The organism is Streptomyces sp. NBC_00358 (genome assembly GCF_036099295.1).
In the GTDB taxonomy this organism is placed as follows: domain Bacteria; phylum Actinomycetota; class Actinomycetes; order Streptomycetales; family Streptomycetaceae; genus Streptomyces.
Genome location: NZ_CP107976.1, coordinates 1,913,345 through 1,929,964, shown reverse-complemented (window position 1 = coordinate 1,929,964; position 16,620 = coordinate 1,913,345). Strand labels below are relative to the sequence as shown.

17 protein-coding genes and 2 pseudogenes are annotated in these 16,620 nt (G+C 69.2%); 5 read left to right on the top strand and 14 right to left on the bottom strand.

Translation table 11 applies throughout. The annotated features are described in order from the left end of the window. Window positions 1-31: 31 nt before the first annotated feature. From OHT01_RS08005 to OHT01_RS07990, 4 genes are read right to left on the bottom strand one after another with little or no spacing between them, the layout of a single operon-like run. Window positions 32-844 carry an ABC transporter ATP-binding protein gene (locus OHT01_RS08005; RefSeq protein WP_328552424.1) on the bottom strand — a complete coding sequence of 271 codons (813 nt, stop codon included), beginning with the start codon at window positions 842-844 and terminating at the stop codon, window positions 32-34. Between the two features lie 20 nt (window positions 845-864). Then, a complete protein-coding gene (locus tag OHT01_RS08000) occupies window positions 865-1,674 on the bottom strand; it encodes an ABC transporter permease (protein WP_328558050.1) in 810 nt (269 codons plus the stop codon). Window positions 1,675-1,679: 5 nt separating this feature from the next. After that, complete coding sequence (locus OHT01_RS07995; protein WP_328552423.1) at window positions 1,680-2,489, bottom strand: ABC transporter permease; 810 nt, start codon at window positions 2,487-2,489, stop codon at window positions 1,680-1,682. Beyond that, window positions 2,486-3,457 (bottom strand): ABC transporter substrate-binding protein, encoded by a 972-nt coding sequence (locus OHT01_RS07990; RefSeq protein ID WP_328552422.1) that lies wholly within the window; start codon window positions 3,455-3,457, stop codon window positions 2,486-2,488. Before OHT01_RS07990 ends, OHT01_RS07995 begins: the two co-directional genes overlap by 4 nt. A gap of 186 nt (window positions 3,458-3,643) precedes the next feature. Here OHT01_RS07990 and OHT01_RS07985 point away from each other — a divergent pair, with 186 nt between their 5' ends. Beyond that, window positions 3,644-4,426 (top strand): IclR family transcriptional regulator domain-containing protein, encoded by a 783-nt coding sequence (locus tag OHT01_RS07985; RefSeq protein ID WP_328552421.1) that lies wholly within the window; start codon window positions 3,644-3,646, stop codon window positions 4,424-4,426. 72 nt (window positions 4,427-4,498) lie between these two features. Here the strand turns inward: OHT01_RS07985 and OHT01_RS07980 are convergent, their stop codons facing one another. Genes OHT01_RS07980 through OHT01_RS07970 form a run of 3 tightly spaced genes read right to left on the bottom strand, consistent with a single transcriptional unit; the run spans window position 4,499 to window position 6,749 of the window. Next, window positions 4,499-5,434, bottom strand: a complete 936-nt coding sequence (locus tag OHT01_RS07980) for a PDR/VanB family oxidoreductase (RefSeq protein WP_328552420.1) — start codon at window positions 5,432-5,434, stop codon at window positions 4,499-4,501. Beyond that, a complete protein-coding gene (locus OHT01_RS07975; protein WP_328558432.1) occupies window positions 5,431-5,688 on the bottom strand; it encodes a hypothetical protein in 258 nt (85 codons plus the stop codon). Before OHT01_RS07975 ends, OHT01_RS07980 begins: the two co-directional genes overlap by 4 nt. After that, window positions 5,685-6,749 carry an aromatic ring-hydroxylating dioxygenase subunit alpha gene (locus OHT01_RS07970; RefSeq protein ID WP_328552419.1) on the bottom strand — a complete coding sequence of 355 codons (1,065 nt, stop codon included), beginning with the start codon at window positions 6,747-6,749 and terminating at the stop codon, window positions 5,685-5,687. The genes OHT01_RS07975 and OHT01_RS07970 overlap by 4 nt, the downstream gene beginning before the upstream one ends. Window positions 6,750-8,309: 1,560 nt before the next feature. Between OHT01_RS07970 and OHT01_RS07965 the strand changes: the two genes are divergently transcribed. Next, on the top strand, window positions 8,310-8,564 hold the full coding sequence (locus OHT01_RS07965) for a hypothetical protein (protein WP_328552418.1): 255 nt from the start codon (window positions 8,310-8,312) through the stop codon (window positions 8,562-8,564). A 100-nt stretch (window positions 8,565-8,664) separates the two neighbouring features. Here OHT01_RS07965 and OHT01_RS07960 read toward each other — a convergent pair whose 3' ends face one another. Then, window positions 8,665-9,564, bottom strand: a complete 900-nt coding sequence (locus OHT01_RS07960; RefSeq protein ID WP_328552417.1) for an NADP-dependent oxidoreductase — start codon at window positions 9,562-9,564, stop codon at window positions 8,665-8,667. Window positions 9,565-9,660: 96 nt separating this feature from the next. Continuing rightward, the gene (locus tag OHT01_RS07955; protein WP_328552416.1) at window positions 9,661-10,539 is read right to left on the bottom strand and encodes an NmrA/HSCARG family protein; all 879 of its coding nucleotides are present in this window, start codon (window positions 10,537-10,539) and stop codon (window positions 9,661-9,663) included. Between the two features lie 207 nt (window positions 10,540-10,746). Here OHT01_RS07955 and OHT01_RS07950 point away from each other — a divergent pair, with 207 nt between their 5' ends. The 3 genes and pseudogenes from OHT01_RS07950 to OHT01_RS07945 all read left to right on the top strand — a co-directional run bounded on the left by OHT01_RS07950 (window position 10,747) and on the right by OHT01_RS07945 (window position 12,449). Then, complete coding sequence (locus OHT01_RS07950) at window positions 10,747-11,532, top strand: AraC family transcriptional regulator (RefSeq protein WP_328552415.1); 786 nt, start codon at window positions 10,747-10,749, stop codon at window positions 11,530-11,532. Window positions 11,533-11,587: 55 nt separating this feature from the next. Further along, window positions 11,588-11,962, top strand: a pseudogene (locus OHT01_RS40155) (AMP-binding protein); the annotation flags it as partial. Continuing rightward, window positions 11,850-12,449: a transposase gene (locus OHT01_RS07945; RefSeq protein WP_443043517.1), complete on the top strand. Its 600-nt coding sequence runs from the start codon at window positions 11,850-11,852 to the stop codon at window positions 12,447-12,449. The pseudogene OHT01_RS40155 and the gene OHT01_RS07945, both read left to right, overlap by 113 nt. A gap of 605 nt (window positions 12,450-13,054) precedes the next feature. Here the strand turns inward: OHT01_RS07945 and OHT01_RS07940 are convergent. The 5 genes and pseudogenes from OHT01_RS07940 to OHT01_RS07920 form a co-directional block, all read right to left on the bottom strand. Beyond that, window positions 13,055-13,494 (bottom strand): annotated as a pseudogene (locus OHT01_RS07940) (CoA transferase subunit A); the annotation flags it as partial. 14 nt (window positions 13,495-13,508) lie between these two features. Next, the gene (locus tag OHT01_RS07935) at window positions 13,509-13,856 is read right to left on the bottom strand and encodes an SDR family NAD(P)-dependent oxidoreductase (RefSeq protein WP_328552413.1); all 348 of its coding nucleotides are present in this window, start codon (window positions 13,854-13,856) and stop codon (window positions 13,509-13,511) included. Further along, window positions 13,853-14,608 carry an SDR family NAD(P)-dependent oxidoreductase gene (locus OHT01_RS07930; RefSeq protein ID WP_328552412.1) on the bottom strand — a complete coding sequence of 252 codons (756 nt, stop codon included), beginning with the start codon at window positions 14,606-14,608 and terminating at the stop codon, window positions 13,853-13,855. The genes OHT01_RS07935 and OHT01_RS07930 overlap by 4 nt, the downstream gene beginning before the upstream one ends. Beyond that, a complete protein-coding gene (locus OHT01_RS07925) occupies window positions 14,605-15,576 on the bottom strand; it encodes a fumarylacetoacetate hydrolase family protein (protein WP_328552411.1) in 972 nt (323 codons plus the stop codon). Before OHT01_RS07925 ends, OHT01_RS07930 begins: the two co-directional genes overlap by 4 nt. 103 nt (window positions 15,577-15,679) lie before the next feature. Continuing rightward, complete coding sequence (locus tag OHT01_RS07920) at window positions 15,680-16,618, bottom strand: VOC family protein (protein WP_328455748.1); 939 nt, start codon at window positions 16,616-16,618, stop codon at window positions 15,680-15,682. Window positions 16,619-16,620 lie beyond the last annotated feature (2 nt).

The following is a 16,620-nucleotide window of genomic DNA, read 5'->3' as shown; positions in this document are numbered from 1 at the left end:
CCGCCGCCCCCGCACGTGCCTGCGCGCCGGTTCAGCGAAGGGGAGGCGTATCCGCCCTCGTGCCCGGTTCCCCGCGCTTCGCCGCCTGGATCTGCTCGTACACATGGGTCCGCAACTCGGCGAAGCGCGGGGCCACCCGGGTGTGCAACTGGTCCCGCTCCTCGGGAAGATCGACCTTGAGCTGCTCCCGTACGACCGTGGGGGAGGCCGAGAGGATCAGCACCCGCTCGCCCAGGTAGACGGCCTCGTCGATGTCATGGGTCACGAACAGGACGGTGATCCCGCGCTGCCGCCACAGCCGGCGTACCAGATCCTCCAGATCGGCCCGGGTCTGCGCGTCGACCGCGGCGAACGGCTCGTCCATGAGCAGGACTTCGGGCTCGTAGGCCAGGGCCCGCGCGATGGCCACCCGCTGCTGCATCCCTCCGGACAACTGCCACGGATAGGCCCTCGCGGCATCGGCCAGGCCGACGGACTCCAGCGCGTCGGCGACCAGCTCACGCCGCCGCGCCTTGCTCAGGTCCTTCTGCTTCAGCGGGAGTTCGACGTTCTCGCCGACCCGCATCCAGGGGAACAGACTGCGCCCGTACTCCTGGAAGACGAACGCCATGCCGGGCGGCGGGCCGCTCACCCGCCGGCCCCCGAGCAGCACCTCGCCCGCAGTCGGCGTCAGCAGACCGCCCACGCACTTCAGCAGCGTGGTCTTGCCGCAGCCCGACGGGCCGACCAGACAGACGAGTTCCCCCGCGTCCACCGTGAAGGTGAGATCGCGGACCGCCTCCACCCGGCGCCCCGACCCCTCGTAGACCTTCCGCAGGCCGGATACGACCAAAGACGCGTGCATGGACCGCCCTTTCGGATGCGTCACGGGGACCGCCGGGAGGAGTCGCGCAGACCGTGGTACCAGCCGAGCACCCGGCGCTCGACGAGCTGGAAGACGACCGAGAGGAGAAAGCCGAGCAGGCCGAGGACGAGGATCCCGGTCCACATGTCGGGGATCGCGAAGCCGCGCTGGAACTGCACGATGGTGAAACCGAGGCCGTTGCTGGCCGCGAACATCTCGCTGATGACCATCAGGATGATTCCGACGGACAGTGCCTGTCGCAGCCCCGCGAAGATCTGCGGACCGGCCGCCGGCAGCACCACCGAGCGCATCCGGGCCGGTCCGGTGATGCCGTACGAACGGGCCGTCTCGGACATCACCGAGTCGAGGGCGCGCACGCCCTCGACCGTGTTGAGCAGGATCGGCCAGACACAGCCGCTCGCGATCACGACGATCTTCATCGTGTCCCCGATGCCCGCGAACAGCATGATGACCGGCACGAGCACCGGCGGCGGCACCGCCCGCAGGAACTCCAGGACCGGCTCGCACACCGCCCGCACCTTGCGGTACGAGCCGATGACCGTGCCGAGGGCGACGCCCACGACCGCCGCCGACGCGTAGCCGGCGAGCAGCCGCAGCAGGCTGGGCACCAGGTCCGCGCGGAGCCGCGCGCGGGTCCAGACGTCGGGGAACGTCCTGAGGATCGTGCGCAGCGGCGGCCAGTAGACGTCGGTGCTGCCGTCCGAGGTGAACCACCACAGGACGACCAGCAGCAGGGGGAGCGCGACGACGAACAGCGCCCGCAGCAGCGGACCCCGCCACGCGTTCGGCCTCGCCGGGCCCGCCGGGATGTCCGTCACACCGCCACCTCCCCGCGTACCGACTGGTGCCAGGCCAGCGCGTGCCGCTCCACCGAGCGCGCGCCCACGTTGATCAGCAGCCCGAGCAGACCGGTGACGACGATCAGGGCGTACATCTCGGGCACGGCCTGCGAGGTCTGGGCGACCGCGATGCGCGCCCCCAACCCCGGTGCGCCGATGACGAGTTCGGCGGTCACGGTCAGGATGAGCGCGACCGCCGCGGCGAGCCGGACACCCGTCATGACATAAGGGAGCGCCGTCGGCCACAGCACATGGCGGACCCGGGCCCAGGTGCCGAGCCCGTACGAGCGTGCCGTCTCCTCCGCGACCGGGTCGACGTCCCGCACGCCGTACATGACCTGGACGAGGACCTGCCAGAAGGACGCGTACACGACCAGGAGGAGCACCGACCGCATCTCGGTGCCGTAGAGGAGGACGGCGAGCGGGATCAGCGCCACGGAGGGGATCGGGCGCAGGAACTCGATCGTCGAGGCGGTCGCCTCGCGCAGATACGGCACGACCGAGACGACCACGCCGACCACGATGCCCGCGCCGACAGCGATCACCAGGCCCAGCGCCCAGCCCGTGAGGGTGTCGCCGAGATCCGTCCAGAAGGTGCCGTCGGTGATCTCGGCGCCGAGCGCCCGCGCGATCCGGCTGGTCGGCGGGAAGTACCGCGCCTTGACGATGCCGACCCGCGGCACCACCTCGCCGAGGGCGAGGAAAGCCGCGAGTCCGGCGGCTCCCAGAGCGGCGTTCACGGCCCGTCCGGCGGAGCCGCCGGCCCGCGGTTGCTTCCGGCTCACGGCAGCAGCTTGTCCAGATCGGGCGCCGTCTTGAAGAGGCCGTCCTGCTCGCCCAGCTTCTCCAGCGTCTCGATCGAGGTCCGGTTCGGCTCGGCGGGCCACTTGGGCAGGGTCACCTTCGCCAGTACGGCCGCCGGGATCGTCGTGTACGTGGTGACGATCTGCCGGACCTCGTCCGGGTGGGCGTCGGCGTAGGCCAGGGACTCCGCGGTGGCCTCCTGGAACTCCTTGACCACGTCCGGGTGTTGCTGCGCGTACTGGTTCGAGGTGAAGTACATCGCGACGGTGAGGTCCTTCGCCACGTCGACCAGGGACGAGGCGATCTCGGTGGCGCCCTGGCTCTTGACCGTGGCCAGCGCGGGCTCGACCACCATGGCGGCGTCGATCTGGCCGCTGTCGAGGGCCGCGGGCATCTGGTCGAAGGCGAGCTCGACGAACTTCACCTTGGACGGATCGCCGCCCGCCTTGCGCACCGACTCGCGCACGGCCGTCTCGTTGATGTTCTTGAGCGTGTTGACGGCGACCTTCTTCCCCTCCAGGTCCTTCGCCGTCGTGATGGAGCTGCCCTTCTTGACGGTGATGGCGCCGAAGTCCTTGCCCGTCACGCCCGTCGAGGCGACACCGTTCACGACGGCCTTCACGGGGACGCCGTTGGACTGGGCGATCATCAACGAGGTCACGTTCGAGAACCCGAACTGGAACTGGCCCGAGACGACCCCCGGCACGATCGCCGCGCCGCCCTGCGCGAGCGTCATCGACAGCTTCAGGCCGTGCTTGCCGTAGAAGCCCTTCTTCTGGCCCAGATAGACCGGGGCGACATCGACGATGGGGATGACCCCCAGCTTGACGGTGGTGGTACCACCGGACGAAGAGTTCTTGTCCGAGGCGCCACCGCCGCCGGACGAACCGCAGGCCGACGCGGCGACCAGGAAGGCTCCGACCGCTAATCCGGCGAGCAGACGACGCATGGCTCCTCCTGTGCAGACGAAAGTGTTCCGACAGGTTGTGCGCACACCGCACAATGGTGCTCAGCGCGAAGGTAGAACCCCGTCCGTGCCGGGTCAATGGCCTTGGCTGACAATATTGTTGACAGTTATCGAAGTGCGCTCTCGACTCGCGCGGAGAGTGCTCCGTTTGTCCCACTGGAGGCGACGATGCCTGCAGCAGACCGAGCGCCCCACTTCGTCCGCTCCTTCGAACGCGGACTCGCCGTCATCCGCGTCTTCGGTGCCGACCGCCCCGAACTGACGCTCAGTCAGGTCGCGCGCGGCTGCGACCTCACCCGCGCGGCGGCCCGCCGCTTCCTGCTGACCCTGGTCGATCTCGGATACGTCCGCACCGACGGCAGGGTCTTCCGGCTCACCCCGCGCGTGCTGGAACTCGGCTACGCCTACCTCTCCGGCTTCACCCTCCCGGAGATCGCCCTGCCCCATCTCAGGCAACTCGCCGAGCGGGTCGGGGAGTCGAGCTCGCTGTGCGTCCTCGACGGCGACGACATCGTCTACGTGGCACGGGTCCCGACCCGGCGCATCATGACGGCCACGATCACCGTCGGCACCCGCTTCCCGGCCCACGTCACCTCGGTCGGCCGGGTCATCCTCGCGCACCTCCCGGCCGAGGAGACCGAGGCCAGGCTGGGGCGAGCCGAACTGCGCCCCCTGACGGCACGCACGATCGTCTCGCGGGACCTGCTGAAGGCGGAACTCGGACGCGCGCGGCGGCAGGGATACGCCATCGTCGACCAGGAGTTGGAGGAAGGGCTGCGCTCGGTCGCGGTCCCGGTGCGCGACCGGGACGGCGCCGTGGTGGCGGCGGCGAACATCCCCGTGCACGCAAGCCGCAACAGCCTGGAGTCCGTCCGCCGCGATCTGCTTCCCCACCTGCTGGAGACGGTCGCGCGGATCGAGGGAGACCTCGCGGTCACCCGACTCCTGTGAGAAGGACCCGACTTCGCGCCACGGAGAGGAAGAGGAAAAGGAAGGGGGAGAGGGAGAGGGAGAGGGAGAGGTTCACAGATCCAGCACGAGCCGTGTCCCGCGACAGCGGGACACACAGATGAGCATCGTCTCGCCCGCCTCCCGCTCCTCGTCCGTGAGCACCGAGTCCCGGTGGTCCGGGACGCCTTCGAGCACCTCCGTCTCACAGGTCCCGCAGGTGCCCTCGGCGCAGGAGAACAGCACCTCGACACCGGCGGCGCGCACGGTGTCGAGGACGGAGACGCCGGGGGCGACGGTCACCGTCCGTCCGGACCGCTCCAGGACGACCTCGAACTCCGTTTCCCCGCCCGCCTCCTGGACCTTCGGCCGGAACCGCTCGACGTGCAGCAGTCCGGCCGGACAGCGCTCCTCCACCGCGTCGAGCAGCGGTCCGGGACCACAGCAGTAGACGAGGGTGCCCGCGGGGACCTCGTCGAGCACCGGCGCGAGGTCCAGCAGTCCTGTCTCGTCCTGGGGAGCGAGGACGACCCGGTCCCCGTACCGCCTCAACTCCTCGGCGAACGCCATGGAACCGCGGGTCCGTCCGCCGTACAGCAGCGTCCACTCGGCGCCCGCCGCCTCGGCCGCGGCGAGCATCGGCAGGATCGGGGTGATGCCGATCCCGCCCGCGACGAACCGGTAGCGCTCGGCGGGCACGAGCGCGAAGTGATTGCGCGGACCCCTGACACGGACCCTGGCTCCCTCGCCCAACTGCCCGTGGACGAAGGCCGATCCTCCCCGCCCTTCCGGTTCACGCAGCACCGCGATCCGCCATGCCCCGCGGTCCGCCGGATCACCGCACAGGGAGTACTGCCGTTCCAGACCGGGCCCGAGTACGACATCGACATGGGCACCCGGCTCCCAGGGCGGGAGTTCGGTGCCGAGCGGATGGCGCAGGGTCAGGGCGAGTACGTCGTCGGCGGCGAACGTCCGCCGCTCCACGGCGAGTTCCGCTTCGTACACGTTCATGACCTCTTTCCCCGCGATCCGGGAACGCCCCCGTTCCCGTCGCCGTCTCCGTTCCTGTGCCCGATCCCGCTCCTGGGCTGCCCCTGACCGGCGGCGGCCCGTGGCTCGTGTCCCTCGGGATGGGCGAGCATCCACTCCCACATCGCGACCGGGTCCTGGGCGGTGTGTTCGGCGCCGCAGTGGCAGGTGCCGCGCAGTACGTCGGTGCCCGGGAGCCAGTCGACGCGGTAGATCTCGCCGGTCCGGCCGGTCACCGCACCCTCTCCATCGGCTTGTCGCCCTCCTCGATCAGGCGGGCCAGGATGCGGCGGGCCGCGAGACCGCCGGTGTCGATGTTGATGCTCAGCTCCTGGTAACCGGTGCGTTCGGAGGCGAGGGCCCGCTGCAGCAGATTGAGCGCGTCGACGTCCTGCATCACGACGGTGTGGTTGAAGTCCCGTAGGAAGGTGGTGACTTCGTCGTCCGAGCGGGCGAAGTCGCGGGAGACCGCCCAGAAGTCGTACACCTTGCCGTCGCCGGACGGAGTGATGGCGTAGGTGACCTCGGTGTGGAAGGCGTCGGGGTCGCTGCCGTCCGCCTCGGGGAGCACGCCGACCGGGGCGATCCTGCTGTGCAGCACATACAGGCACGGCGCGTGGTACTCGATGTCCTGCCAGCGCGTGATGCGGCCCTCGATGCCGGTCGAGCGGGCGTAGAACGGGGGGCACTCGGCGTCGTCCATGTGCCGGGAGACGCGCACGACACCGGCGCCCTCGTCCACCTCGGTGGTGATCGGCGTCTCGGCGACCTCGGGCGTCCCGATGTAGCCGCCGTGCAGATACGTCTCGTGGGAGAGGTCGAGGAGATTGTCGACGAGGAGTCCGTAGTCCGCGTCGATGGGCTCCATGCCGCTCACCGTCGTCCAGTCCGGCGAGTCCATGTGCGGGGCGCGCGGGACGGTTCCCGGGTCCGCGAGCGCCGGGTCGCCGATCCAGACCCAGACGAACAGGTCCTGCTCGACGACCGGGTAGGAGGCGACCCGGGCGGTGCGCGGAATCCGCTTCTGCCCCGGCACGTACACACACGTGCCGGTCGTGTCGTACGTGAACCCGTGGTACCCGCACACGATCCGGTCACCGTCGAGCCGGCTCTCCGAGAGCGGGAATCGCCGGTGCACACACCGGTCGGCCAGGACGACGGCCGCCCCGTCCTCCTCGGCCCGATAGAGAACGAGCGGCTCACCGAGCACCGTCCGCCCGAGCAACTCGCGCCCCACTTCGTGGGTATAGGCGGCGACGTACCACTGGTTCCTGGCGAAGGCGGTGATGTGCGGCATGGGCGCTGGCTCCCGTCTCTGATGGTGGTGGCATCGTTCGGCCAGACATCACCGGGCCGCAATACGACTTCCGTCTCACGGAAGACGTCCAATGAAATGCCACGTCAGCGGGTTGATGTGTGAGTGCCCTCCCCGGTGGCGGTTGCGATGCTCGTCCACTGGGTCGCCGTGCCGGCCTCGACCTCCCGCGGCTATTTGAGCCACGTTTTCGCTCGTAAGTTATGCGTGTATGACTGTTTTTAGAGTTCTGTGGCGAATCGGATGCCGGATCCTGGTAATACGGGAGCAGAATTTGCATCGTCGTAGATCAAATGTGTTCGTCGGTGCGTGTGCCGGCTTCGGGGTCGAATCCGGGTCGAATCTGCCCTTCTTTCGGCTCTTCAGTGTGTTGTCGCAGGTCGGGCAGAGGGCGCGAGGCTTGGGGCAGGAATCGCGAGGAGATTACTGGCCTGAAGGACGCGCAGAGACAGTCATCGATCGGCCGTTCGTCACCCAGTGACACGCGTGCGACGCCTGCTTTGGCTTGCGCAAACGGGGCTGCTGTCGGGTGGTGACTCAGCCCAGGAGTGGCCCGGTTGGTTTCGGGCGGTGTGGCCAGGAAGGTTCTTAATCTGGCTGCTACTAGCCCTATAGCGAGGGCTGGGAAGTCAGTGGGGAGTGAATTCGTCATAGCGCAGAGCAGCGGACTCATCATCCGCCGGCCGCGGGTTCGAGTCCCACCCGCCCCACCTTTGCAGGCTTCTGACCTGCGGAAACGTTCCTCGTGAGGTGTCGGAGCGTCAACTTTCGCTCAACGGACTGAATCCGCTGCTCGCGGCTTCGGAACGGGGCGAGGCTCTCGCTCCCTCGCTGAGCAGACATCGCGCTGACCTGCGGCAATGCTGATGATCAGGACTTGTGCCTCAGCAACGTCACGAGCTGGCAGCGTCTCCGCGGCTTCGTTTTCGTGATTTTGGGGACGTGTTGGGGACGCAGGGTTTCGGTGAGGTCTGCTGACCAGTCCCCGTGGGCTCTGGCCGGCCGCCCGAGGAGCTCCGTGCTGACCGGGTTCGGACTCAACTCTGGGGAGCTCGATCGCGTCGGAGCAGGGCGTGAGGAGCTGGTGCGCGCCAGGGCGGAAACTGTCCGAACAGAAAACAGCCCGGCCTGTCTGCTGAGCCATGCGGCTGTCATGCCGCCGTCGCTCAGCGCCGTGGTGCGGATGTTGGCGCCGGGCCCGGGGGAGGCCGTGATCATCGGCTGTTTGCCGGACGCCGCAGACGCGACGAACCGGAGGTTGAAGGCCGGCGAGCGGTGCCATGCCATGGAAGACGTCTGCTGGTGGCGCAGGCCGATCATCACGACCTCGAACGCGGCCCCGGCGCCGTCCTCGTCGGCCCCTCATTGCCCTGGTAGCTCACACCATCAGGCGACGCCAGAACCCCTCAAAGAATCACGAACCGCCCACTCGTAATCCGCGGCCAGCAGGACCTGAACCTGCCGCAGGAAGTCTACGACCAGTGGCGCGAGGCCATCCGGCTGCGCAAGGACGGCAAACCACGGGTCGACGGCGGTACCGGCATGCTGCTGCCGGTCCGCGCGTTCTACATGGACATCCAGAGCTGGGCATTGGAGGAACCCCAGCGGTGGGCGCGCTGGGCCGCGCCGTGTCCGATCCCGCCGGCGGACCTGCGGGGGTTCGGGGCGCGGCGGCGCCGGATCAACGAACGCACCGCCGACCGGGTCAGGCAACGCCAGCCGCTGCTACCGGCGTTGGTCGCGCATGTGGAGGAGCACTACAGCGGGCGGCGTGTCCTGTTCGAGGCCGTGCGGTAGGCAGGACCGGTGGAGGCGGACGAGCTGGCCGGGTTCGCCAGGACCGTGGCGACTGGCCGGTGCGCTGCCGTCGTGCCTCCCCAGCCGGCCGGGCGCTGAGCTACGGCCGCAGGACGAGCTTCCCGGCGGCGTGACCGCTCGCGCTCAGCTCCTGCGCCTTCGCGGCGTCCTCCAGCAGAAGGCTCTGCGCGATGCGCACCGTGAGCTTGCCGTCGGCTGCGAGGCGGGCGTACTCGCCGAGGCGGGAACCGAACGGGGCGCCGGGGCCGGAGAAGGTGACGCCCAGCTCGGCGGCCTTCAGATCGGCGATGGTGATGATCCGGTCGGTGCCGCCGCGCAGGTCGATCGACACCTCCAGGTCGCCTGCCCCCGCGGCGTCGTACACGGCGTCGATGCCCTGCGGTGCGGCCTCGCGGACCCGGTCGGCCAGGCCGGCGCCGTAGGCGACCGGGATCGCGCCCAGCGAGCGCAGGTAGTCGTGGTTGCCGGGGGAGGCGGTGCCAATGACCGTGGCGCCGCGGGTGACTGCGAGTTGAACACCGACGGCGCCGGCCACACCCGCGGCTCCGTGCAGCAGGAGCGTGTCGCCTTCCCCGACGCCGAGGGCGTCGAGCACGCGGACCGAGGTCTCGACGGCGACGGGCAGTGCCGCGGCGAGGTCCCAGTCGAGGTCCGCGGGCTTCGGGCCGAAGTCGACGGCCAGCGCGTGCTCGGCGTATGCGCCGGTGACGGTCCAGCCCAGGACCTCGTCACCCACCGCGACGCCGGTCACGCCTTCGCCGACCTCGTCGACGACGCCGGCCGCCTCCACGCCGGGGATCACCGGGAACGGCGGGGCGATTTGCGGCCTCCACCCGTTGCGGATCTTGGAGTCGAGCGGGTTGACCCCTGCCGCCACGACCTTCAGCCGCACCTGCCCGGGTCCGGCGTGCGGCTCGTCGACCTCTTCGAGGCGGAGGACTTCCGGGCCGCCGAACTTGGTGTAGGTGATCGCCTTCATGTCCTGCTCCAGTGCTCGTCGCTCTAGGTGAAAGATCAACTTGGCCGGGACCGGTGGCGGCCGCACCGGCACTTCGACTAGTTCCGGCTCGGAGGCTCAGGAACCGGCCACGTTTGTGGGCGCGGTCCAGCCGGTGGATCGGATCCACTCGGCCAGGTCGAGGGTGGCCGGCTCGATCGCCCGCACCACCGCAAGATCCGACGGGTGTTCCGCCGCCTTCGCGAACTGGCGGAACATCGCCCTGTCGAGGTCGCTGGGAAGCACGCTCAACGGGAGGGCCTCGTAACGTGCCGGGAGCCCGGCGCGCGCGCCGAACGCCGCGGCGATCTGAGGGCCCGTCAGCTCGTCGCCGACGAGCTCGACGGCTCCGCCGGGTGCCTCCGCGGTGTCGAGCAGGAGCGCGGCGGCGACCCGGCCGACGTCCCTGACCGAGATCATCTTCAGGGCGACGTCCTCCGGCAGCGGCAGCCTCAGCACGATCTCTCCGTGCTCCAGGCTCGGTGCCATCTCCTCCATGAAGGGGGTCGGGCGAACCATCGCGGCCCTGAGGCCGGACTTCCTCAGGTGCTCCTCGATCGAGTGCTTCGAGTCATGGTGCGGCACACCCCGCTCCCGGTCCGCGCCGAAGACCGAGTTGAACACGACGTGCGGGACGCGTGCCGCGACCGCCGCGTCGACGAGCGCGGTGCCGATGCGGATCTCCGTCTCGACCTCTTCGAGGTTGTTCGCTTCCGGGGTCATGAAGCAGAACGCCTCGACCGCCGTCAGCGCGGCGGCCAGCGACGCCGGGTCGTCGGTCCGGATGGCCGCCAGCTCGACGCCGCGGGCGGCCAGCGCCTGAGCCCGGTCGGATTGCGGGTTGCGGACCAGGGCCCGCACCGTGGCCTTGTGGTCCAGCAGCGCGTCGACCACCGCCCCGCCCTGTTGCCCCGTCGCGCCGAAGACTGCGATCGTGCCGGTCGTCTGTGTGCTCATCGCTGCCACCCCTCACTCAGGGCGTGAGCGAGGTGAGCGCGAGTCCGGTGTTGACCTCGGCGGTGGGGGGAGGACGACGCGGGCGCGGCGTCCTCGAGCTTGATCTGTTGTGACATGTCTCCACGATGCGTCTGCGGCGCCAGGCTCACCACCGGTATCGCGCCAGGTTCTCCCGATAACCCGCCAGTGTCGGGTAGCCTCGATCGCGTGTCCGATCCCAGCGGCGAGCCGAGCTTCTGCACCGACGATGCGCCGTTGTCGGCGCCGCTGGCCCATGGCGCCGACGTGGCCGCGCACTTCCACGACTACGGCCAGCTCCGCTACGCCGCGCGTGGGGCCCTGGTCACAGCGACCCAGGTGGGCACCTGGGTGGCGCCGGCCAGTCGGATCATGTGGGTGCCGCCCTTCGCGGTGCACAGCAGCAAGGCGTACGGCGAGACGGACATCCGGGTGCTGTCGCTGCCCGTGACGCTGACCGGACAGCTGCCGGCCGAGCCGTCGGTCTTCGTGGCGAGCGCGTTGCTGCGCGAGGCCTATCTGGCGCTGATGAGCGAGGGCGAGCCGCTGGAGAGCCCCCGTGCGCGGCTGCTGATCGACGTCGTACTCGCCGAGCTCGCCCGCGCCGCACAGGAGCCGCTGCGCCTCCCGGAGCCGATCGACCGGCGTCTCAAGGCGGTCACCGACCTGCTTCACATGGACCCAGCAAGCCCGGCGACCCTGGCCGAGCTGGGCCACCGCACGGGTGCCAGCGAACGCACCCTGAGCCGACTGTTCGGCAGCGAGCTGTCGATGAGCTTCCGTCAGTGGCGCACCCTGCTGCGCATTCAACGGGCGCTGATCGAGCTCAGCCACGGCGTCTCGGTCACCGACACGGCGATCCGGCTGGGCTGGTCGAACCCCAGCAGCTTCATCGACGCCTTCACCGAGCTGGTCGGTCAGACACCGGGGGGCTATCGCTCGTCGGCTCGGTCCTCCCGCAGCTCCCATGGGTGAGAGGTTGGCGGGGTAGCCGTAGTGCCTGGCGGAACATCGGTGGCAGCCCAATGCTGTGGGAGCCCACGCTGGAAGGGTGACTCCCTCCGCCATCACCCAGAGCTCCTCTCCGGCATCGGCGGCCTCGGCCGGTGCGACGCTGAGCGACCTCATCGTCCAGTCGCTGACGCGGCACAGCTCGTCGGAGGCGTTCGTCGCGGGCGACCGGCGACTGACCTACGCCCAGGTGCGGGACCTGGTCTCGCAGTACATGGGTGCGCTCAGTCGGCGCGGCGTTGGCCTGGGGGTGGGCGTCACCATGCTCAGCCCGAACACGCCTGAGTACTGGATCGTGCAGGCTGCGACGTACCTCCTCGGAGGGCGCTTCACGGGACTCCAGGCCCTGGCCTCGGTGCAGGACCAGATCGTGGTCTGCGAGGACGCAGAGGCAGCTGTGCTCGGAAGTCCTGCAGACCATCCCGGGGATCGGCCGACTCGGCTCAGAGATCATCATCGCCGAGACCGGAGGCGACGTGGCCCAGTTCGCTTCCGCCCACCACCTGGCCTCCTGGATCGGGGTCTGCCCCGGCCAGAACGAGTCCGCCGGAGTCAGCAAGTCGGGACGCACCCGACCCGGCAACGCCAACCTCAAGTGCCTGCTCGGCGTCGCCGCCATGGTCGCGATTAGGAACAAGGGCTCCTACCTCGGAGTCTTCTTCCGCCGTCTCACAGCCAGACGCGGCGGCAAACGCGCACTCGTCGCCGTGATGCGCAAACTCGTGATCGCCGTCTGGCACGTCCTGCACGACCACGAGCCCTACCGAGACCTCGGAGCTGACCACTTCACCCGCCGCGACCCCGAACGCGCCATGCGCCGCATGCTCAAGGAAGCCAACAGCCTCGGCCTGACCATCCGCTTCGACCCCATCCCAGCCTGACGGCTCAACCACGAGTCATTTTCGTGTCAGACCCACCGGGCGCGAGCAACTGAGCCACCTGCCATGATTTCCGGATACGCTCGCTGTTTAGATCTGGCCGGTGATTGCGGCCATAGAGGCTCTGGCCCAATCCCGTGGGCAGGGCCTCTACGCGTTGGAAGGGGAATCCGCTGTGGGCAGGTGCGAGGCCCCCTCAGAGCTGGGCGCGACCGAATGGCAGCCCCGTGCCATTTCTGCTGGGCGACGGCGTTGGGGACGCATTGGGGACGCAAGGATAGGAACAGACTGACAAGGGCAGGGGAGTGTCGACACAGGTCACCCCATCTGACCTGCAGAAAGCCCACGGATCAACTCAGAAAAGCAAAGGCCGCCAAGATCCTCGAAGGACTCATCATCCGTCGGCCGCGGGTTCGAGTCCCACCCGCCCCACTGCGCAGGCTTCTGACTTGTGGAAACACCTCATCGGGCGTTCGGATTCGGAACTTTCGCTCAACGGACTGAATCCGCTGGTCATGAGTTCAACAGCGTTGCTGTAGCAGCGGCGGTGAGCGCGGCGAAGGCGGCGACGAGCGCGGTGGATAGGCGTGGGTATCCGCCGAGCGGTGCGGCCATGGCGGTACCGGCGAAGCGTCGGGCCCATGACGCCAGGGGAGTCCGCCCCGGGCGACCTGCGTTCCGACGCCGGTTGGGGTGTAGAAGGCCGGAATACCGGCGCCGCCGGCCCGCAGGCGCTCGGCCAAAGTGCCCTGGGGTACCAGTTCGACCTCGAGTTCTCCGGACAGGTATTGCCGGGCGAACTCTTTGTTCTCACCCACATAGGAACCGGTGACTCGGCTGATGCGGCTCGCGGCGAGGAGAACGCCGAGGCCGCGGTCGTCGACGCCGCAGTTGTTGGAGATGACCTTCAGATCGCTGGTGCCGTGCGCGTGCAGGGCGCGGATGAGGGCTTCGGGTACGCCACTGAGTCGAAGCCGCCGACGGCCAGCGAGGCGCCGTCGGGGATGTCGGCGACGGCTTCAGTGGCGCTCGCTCGGACCTTGTTCATACGAAGGAGTCCTTTCAGGGGCTCGTGCCGGGCAGGACGGCGGAGCAGTCGCCGTCGACGACGAGGTTGGCTCCCGTGATGCGGGCGGCTCCGGCGTAGACGATGTCGATGCCGCCGAAGGCGTCCACGGCTTCGTGGACCCAGGAGGAGACGGACTGCTCGTCGGTGACGTTCAGGGGGCCGGGGGTCAGGGCGGTCCCGCCTTCGCGGGCGATGACCTGCTGTGTCTCGAGTGCCTGCTCGTGCAGCAGGTCGCCTCCCACGACGAGCGCGCCCTCGGCCGCGAAACGCAGTGCTGCGGCCCGGCCCTGACCGCTGGCGGTCCCGGAGATCAAGGCCACCTTGCCGTCGAGTCGCCTCACGCGCCGGCCTCCCCAAGGAGGGCGTCCGACACGGACTTCACGCCGCCGTGCGCGGTCAGGCCGCCGTCGACGGCGATCTCCGCGCCGGTGATGAAGGAGGATTCGTTCGACAGGAGGAAGACGACCAGCGGGGCCACTTCGGCCGCGGTGCCCGTGCGCCCGAGCGGGGTCTCGCGGATGTTGGCTTCGCGGAAGGCCGGCGCGGCGGAGGCGGTCATCTCGGTCTCGATGTAGCCGGGGTGGATCGTGTTGACGCGGATGCCGCGCGGGCCGAGTTCCGTGGCCGCGGTCTTCGACAGGCCGCGCAGAGCCCATTTGCTGGTCGTGTAGGCGACCGGATAGTGAGCGGTGAGGGCCGCCGAGGAACCGACGTTCACGATCGATGCGCCGGGCGGCATGAGCGGGGCGAGGTGCTGAATGCCGAGCAGCGGGCCGCCCACGTTGACCGTGTGGACACGTGCCAGGTCTTCGGGGCGCACGTCGCCGACGCGGGCCCGCCAGGTGATGCCGGCGTTGTTCACCAGACCGTGGACCTGCCCGTACGCCTCCTTGAGCTCGGCCGCCAGTTCCGCCCAGTCCTTCTCACTGGTGACATCGAGGCGACGACAATCCTCGGCGGATGCGACGTCGGTGGCGATGACGCGGGCTCCCTCCCGCACCAGTGCCTCGGCCTCGGCGGCCCCCTGGCCCCGGGCCGCTCCGGTGACCACGACGACCTTGCCGAGCAGCCTCTTGGGGTGCGGGTCACTCATGGCCTCTCCCGGGAGCGGCGTCGGCCGGCGGGGAGTGCGATGAGTTCAGGGCCGGGGGCGACGGTGTTGGACACGGTGCCGATGCCCTCGACCGTGAGCGTGACGGTGTCGCCGGGCTTGAGCGGGGGCGGGGTCTGTTCTCCGCGTACGCCCCACAGTTCGGCGAGGCAGCCACCGTTTCCGCAGGTGCCGGATCCGAGTACGTCGCCTGGGACGACCTGGGTGCCGCGGGAGGCGTACGCGACCATTTCCTCGAACGTCCAGCTCATGTTGGACAGCAGATCCCTGCCGACGACGTCGCCGTTGACCTCAGCGGTGAGAGCCAGCTTCAGGAAGCCGTCCTCGTCCCGATGCCGCTCGAGCTCGTCGGCGGTGACCAGGTACGGGCCGAGGGTGGTGGCGGTGTCCTTGCCCTTGCACGGGCCGAGACCCACCTTCATCTCGGCGGACTGAAGGTCCCGTGCGGACCAGTCGTTGAAGACCGTGTAACCGATGATGTGATCGCGTGCCAGGTCGGGAGTGAGGTCACGGCCTTCGCGGCCGATGACCGCGGCAACCTCCAGCTCGAAGTCCAGGACTGCGGAGCCCGGCGGCATCGGAATGTCGTCGCCGGACGCGTAGATCGCGTGCGGGTTGGTGAAGTAGAAGGTGGGCGCGGTGTACCACTGTTCGGGCACGCCGCCTGTTCCCTCCACCGAGCGGCGTACGCCCTCGACATGCTCCTCGAACGTGACGAAGTCCCGCACGGAGGCGGGCCGAAGCGGTGGCAGCAGGCGTACCTGGGAGACGTGTGGGCCGGCCGGGACGTCGAGGGTGGCGGCACCGAGATCGAGGAGTGCGGGGAGACCGTCCCCGGCGCTGATGACCTCGGTCAACGAGCGGAGGCCGGGCACGGGATACAGCACGCCATCGGCGTCGACCACGGCAACGCGGGGTTGATGCTGGTGTTCGTAGGCGGCGAAGCGCATGAGCAGCTCCTGGCTGGGGCTGGGGCTGGGGCTGGGCCCGAGGCGCGGCGCCGTGTGTCAGGGCAGGTGACAGGCTGCCGCGCCCCGGGAGTTCGGAGAGGGATCAGACCGGCGGGGCGACGAAGCAGCCGCGGTCGGGGTCGTTGAAGGACTCCTTGGCGACGAGCTCGTTCATCGGGTTGGCGGTGCCCCACTGGTCGGTGACCTCGGGCTGGGAGAAGTCGTAGACGTGTGGATGCCAGGTGTCCTCGTCCAGGCATTCCAGCTCGGTCGTGTACTCGACGGTGTTGCCGTGCGGGTCGAGGAAGTACGTGAAGGTGTTGTCGCCGGCCATGTGGCGGCCGGGGCCCCAGATCTTCTTGAATCCGGCGCGGATCACCCGGCCGGAGCCGCGCATGTACTCGTCGATGCCACGCATTTCGAACGAGACGTGGTGCAGGGAGGCGTGCGGTCCCTTCGCCAGTGCCATCGAGTGGTGCTGGTTGGAGATCCGCATGAAGTGCATGACCTCGCCCATGTGCGGCGAGCTCAGGGTGTCGGAGAGCCGGAAGCCGAGGTGCTGCTCGTACCACTCCTTCGTCCGGTCCAGATCAGGGGAGTTGAGCACGACGTGGGACAGCTTGACCGGGATCGACTCCTTCTCCTCGATCTTGCGGTGCTGCCGTACCGCCACGTCGGCAGAGACCTCGATGGTCCGGCCGTCCACGTCGAAGAAGCGGAAGCCGTAACCGCCGCCGGGTGTGTCCACCTTGCCCGGTTGCGTGATCAACCGCACGCCACCGGAGAGGAGTTGCTCTGCGAGAGTGTCCACGTCGGCAGGCGAAGCGGCACCGTAGGAGACGAGGTCGAGGCGCTTCTCCTCGGCCTTGCGCAGCCTGATGACGTACTGCTCGGGGGAGCCCTCGGCGGCGAGGAAGGAGATCCCGGAGTCCTCGGCGACCTTGGTCAGACCCCAGACACCCGCGTAGAAGTCGAGCTGCTTGTCGTAGTCGGGCACGGCCAGGTCGACGTGCCGCAGATGGGTGAGCAGTCGTGCGCTCATGA

Excerpts from the sequence above, each read along its gene's own strand:
- OHT01_RS08005 (WP_328552424.1), bottom strand. The coding sequence starts at position 844 with ATGCACGCGTCTTTGGTCGTATCCGGCCTGCGGAAGGTCTACGAGGGG.
- OHT01_RS07990 (WP_328552422.1), bottom strand. The coding sequence starts at position 3,457 with ATGCGTCGTCTGCTCGCCGGATTAGCGGTCGGAGCCTTCCTGGTCGCC.
- OHT01_RS07985 (WP_328552421.1), top strand. The coding sequence starts at position 3,644 with ATGCCTGCAGCAGACCGAGCGCCCCACTTCGTCCGCTCCTTCGAACGC.
- OHT01_RS07980 (WP_328552420.1), bottom strand. The coding sequence starts at position 5,434 with ATGAACGTGTACGAAGCGGAACTCGCCGTGGAGCGGCGGACGTTCGCC.
- OHT01_RS07970 (WP_328552419.1), bottom strand. The coding sequence starts at position 6,749 with ATGCCGCACATCACCGCCTTCGCCAGGAACCAGTGGTACGTCGCCGCC.
- OHT01_RS07965 (WP_328552418.1), top strand. The coding sequence starts at position 8,310 with ATGCTGCTGCCGGTCCGCGCGTTCTACATGGACATCCAGAGCTGGGCA.
- OHT01_RS07960 (WP_328552417.1), bottom strand. The coding sequence starts at position 9,564 with ATGAAGGCGATCACCTACACCAAGTTCGGCGGCCCGGAAGTCCTCCGC.
- OHT01_RS07955 (WP_328552416.1), bottom strand. The coding sequence starts at position 10,539 with ATGAGCACACAGACGACCGGCACGATCGCAGTCTTCGGCGCGACGGGG.
- OHT01_RS07930 (WP_328552412.1), bottom strand. The coding sequence starts at position 14,608 with ATGAGTGACCCGCACCCCAAGAGGCTGCTCGGCAAGGTCGTCGTGGTC.
- OHT01_RS07925 (WP_328552411.1), bottom strand. The coding sequence starts at position 15,576 with ATGCGCTTCGCCGCCTACGAACACCAGCATCAACCCCGCGTTGCCGTG.
- OHT01_RS07920 (WP_328455748.1), bottom strand. The coding sequence starts at position 16,618 with ATGAGCGCACGACTGCTCACCCATCTGCGGCACGTCGACCTGGCCGTG.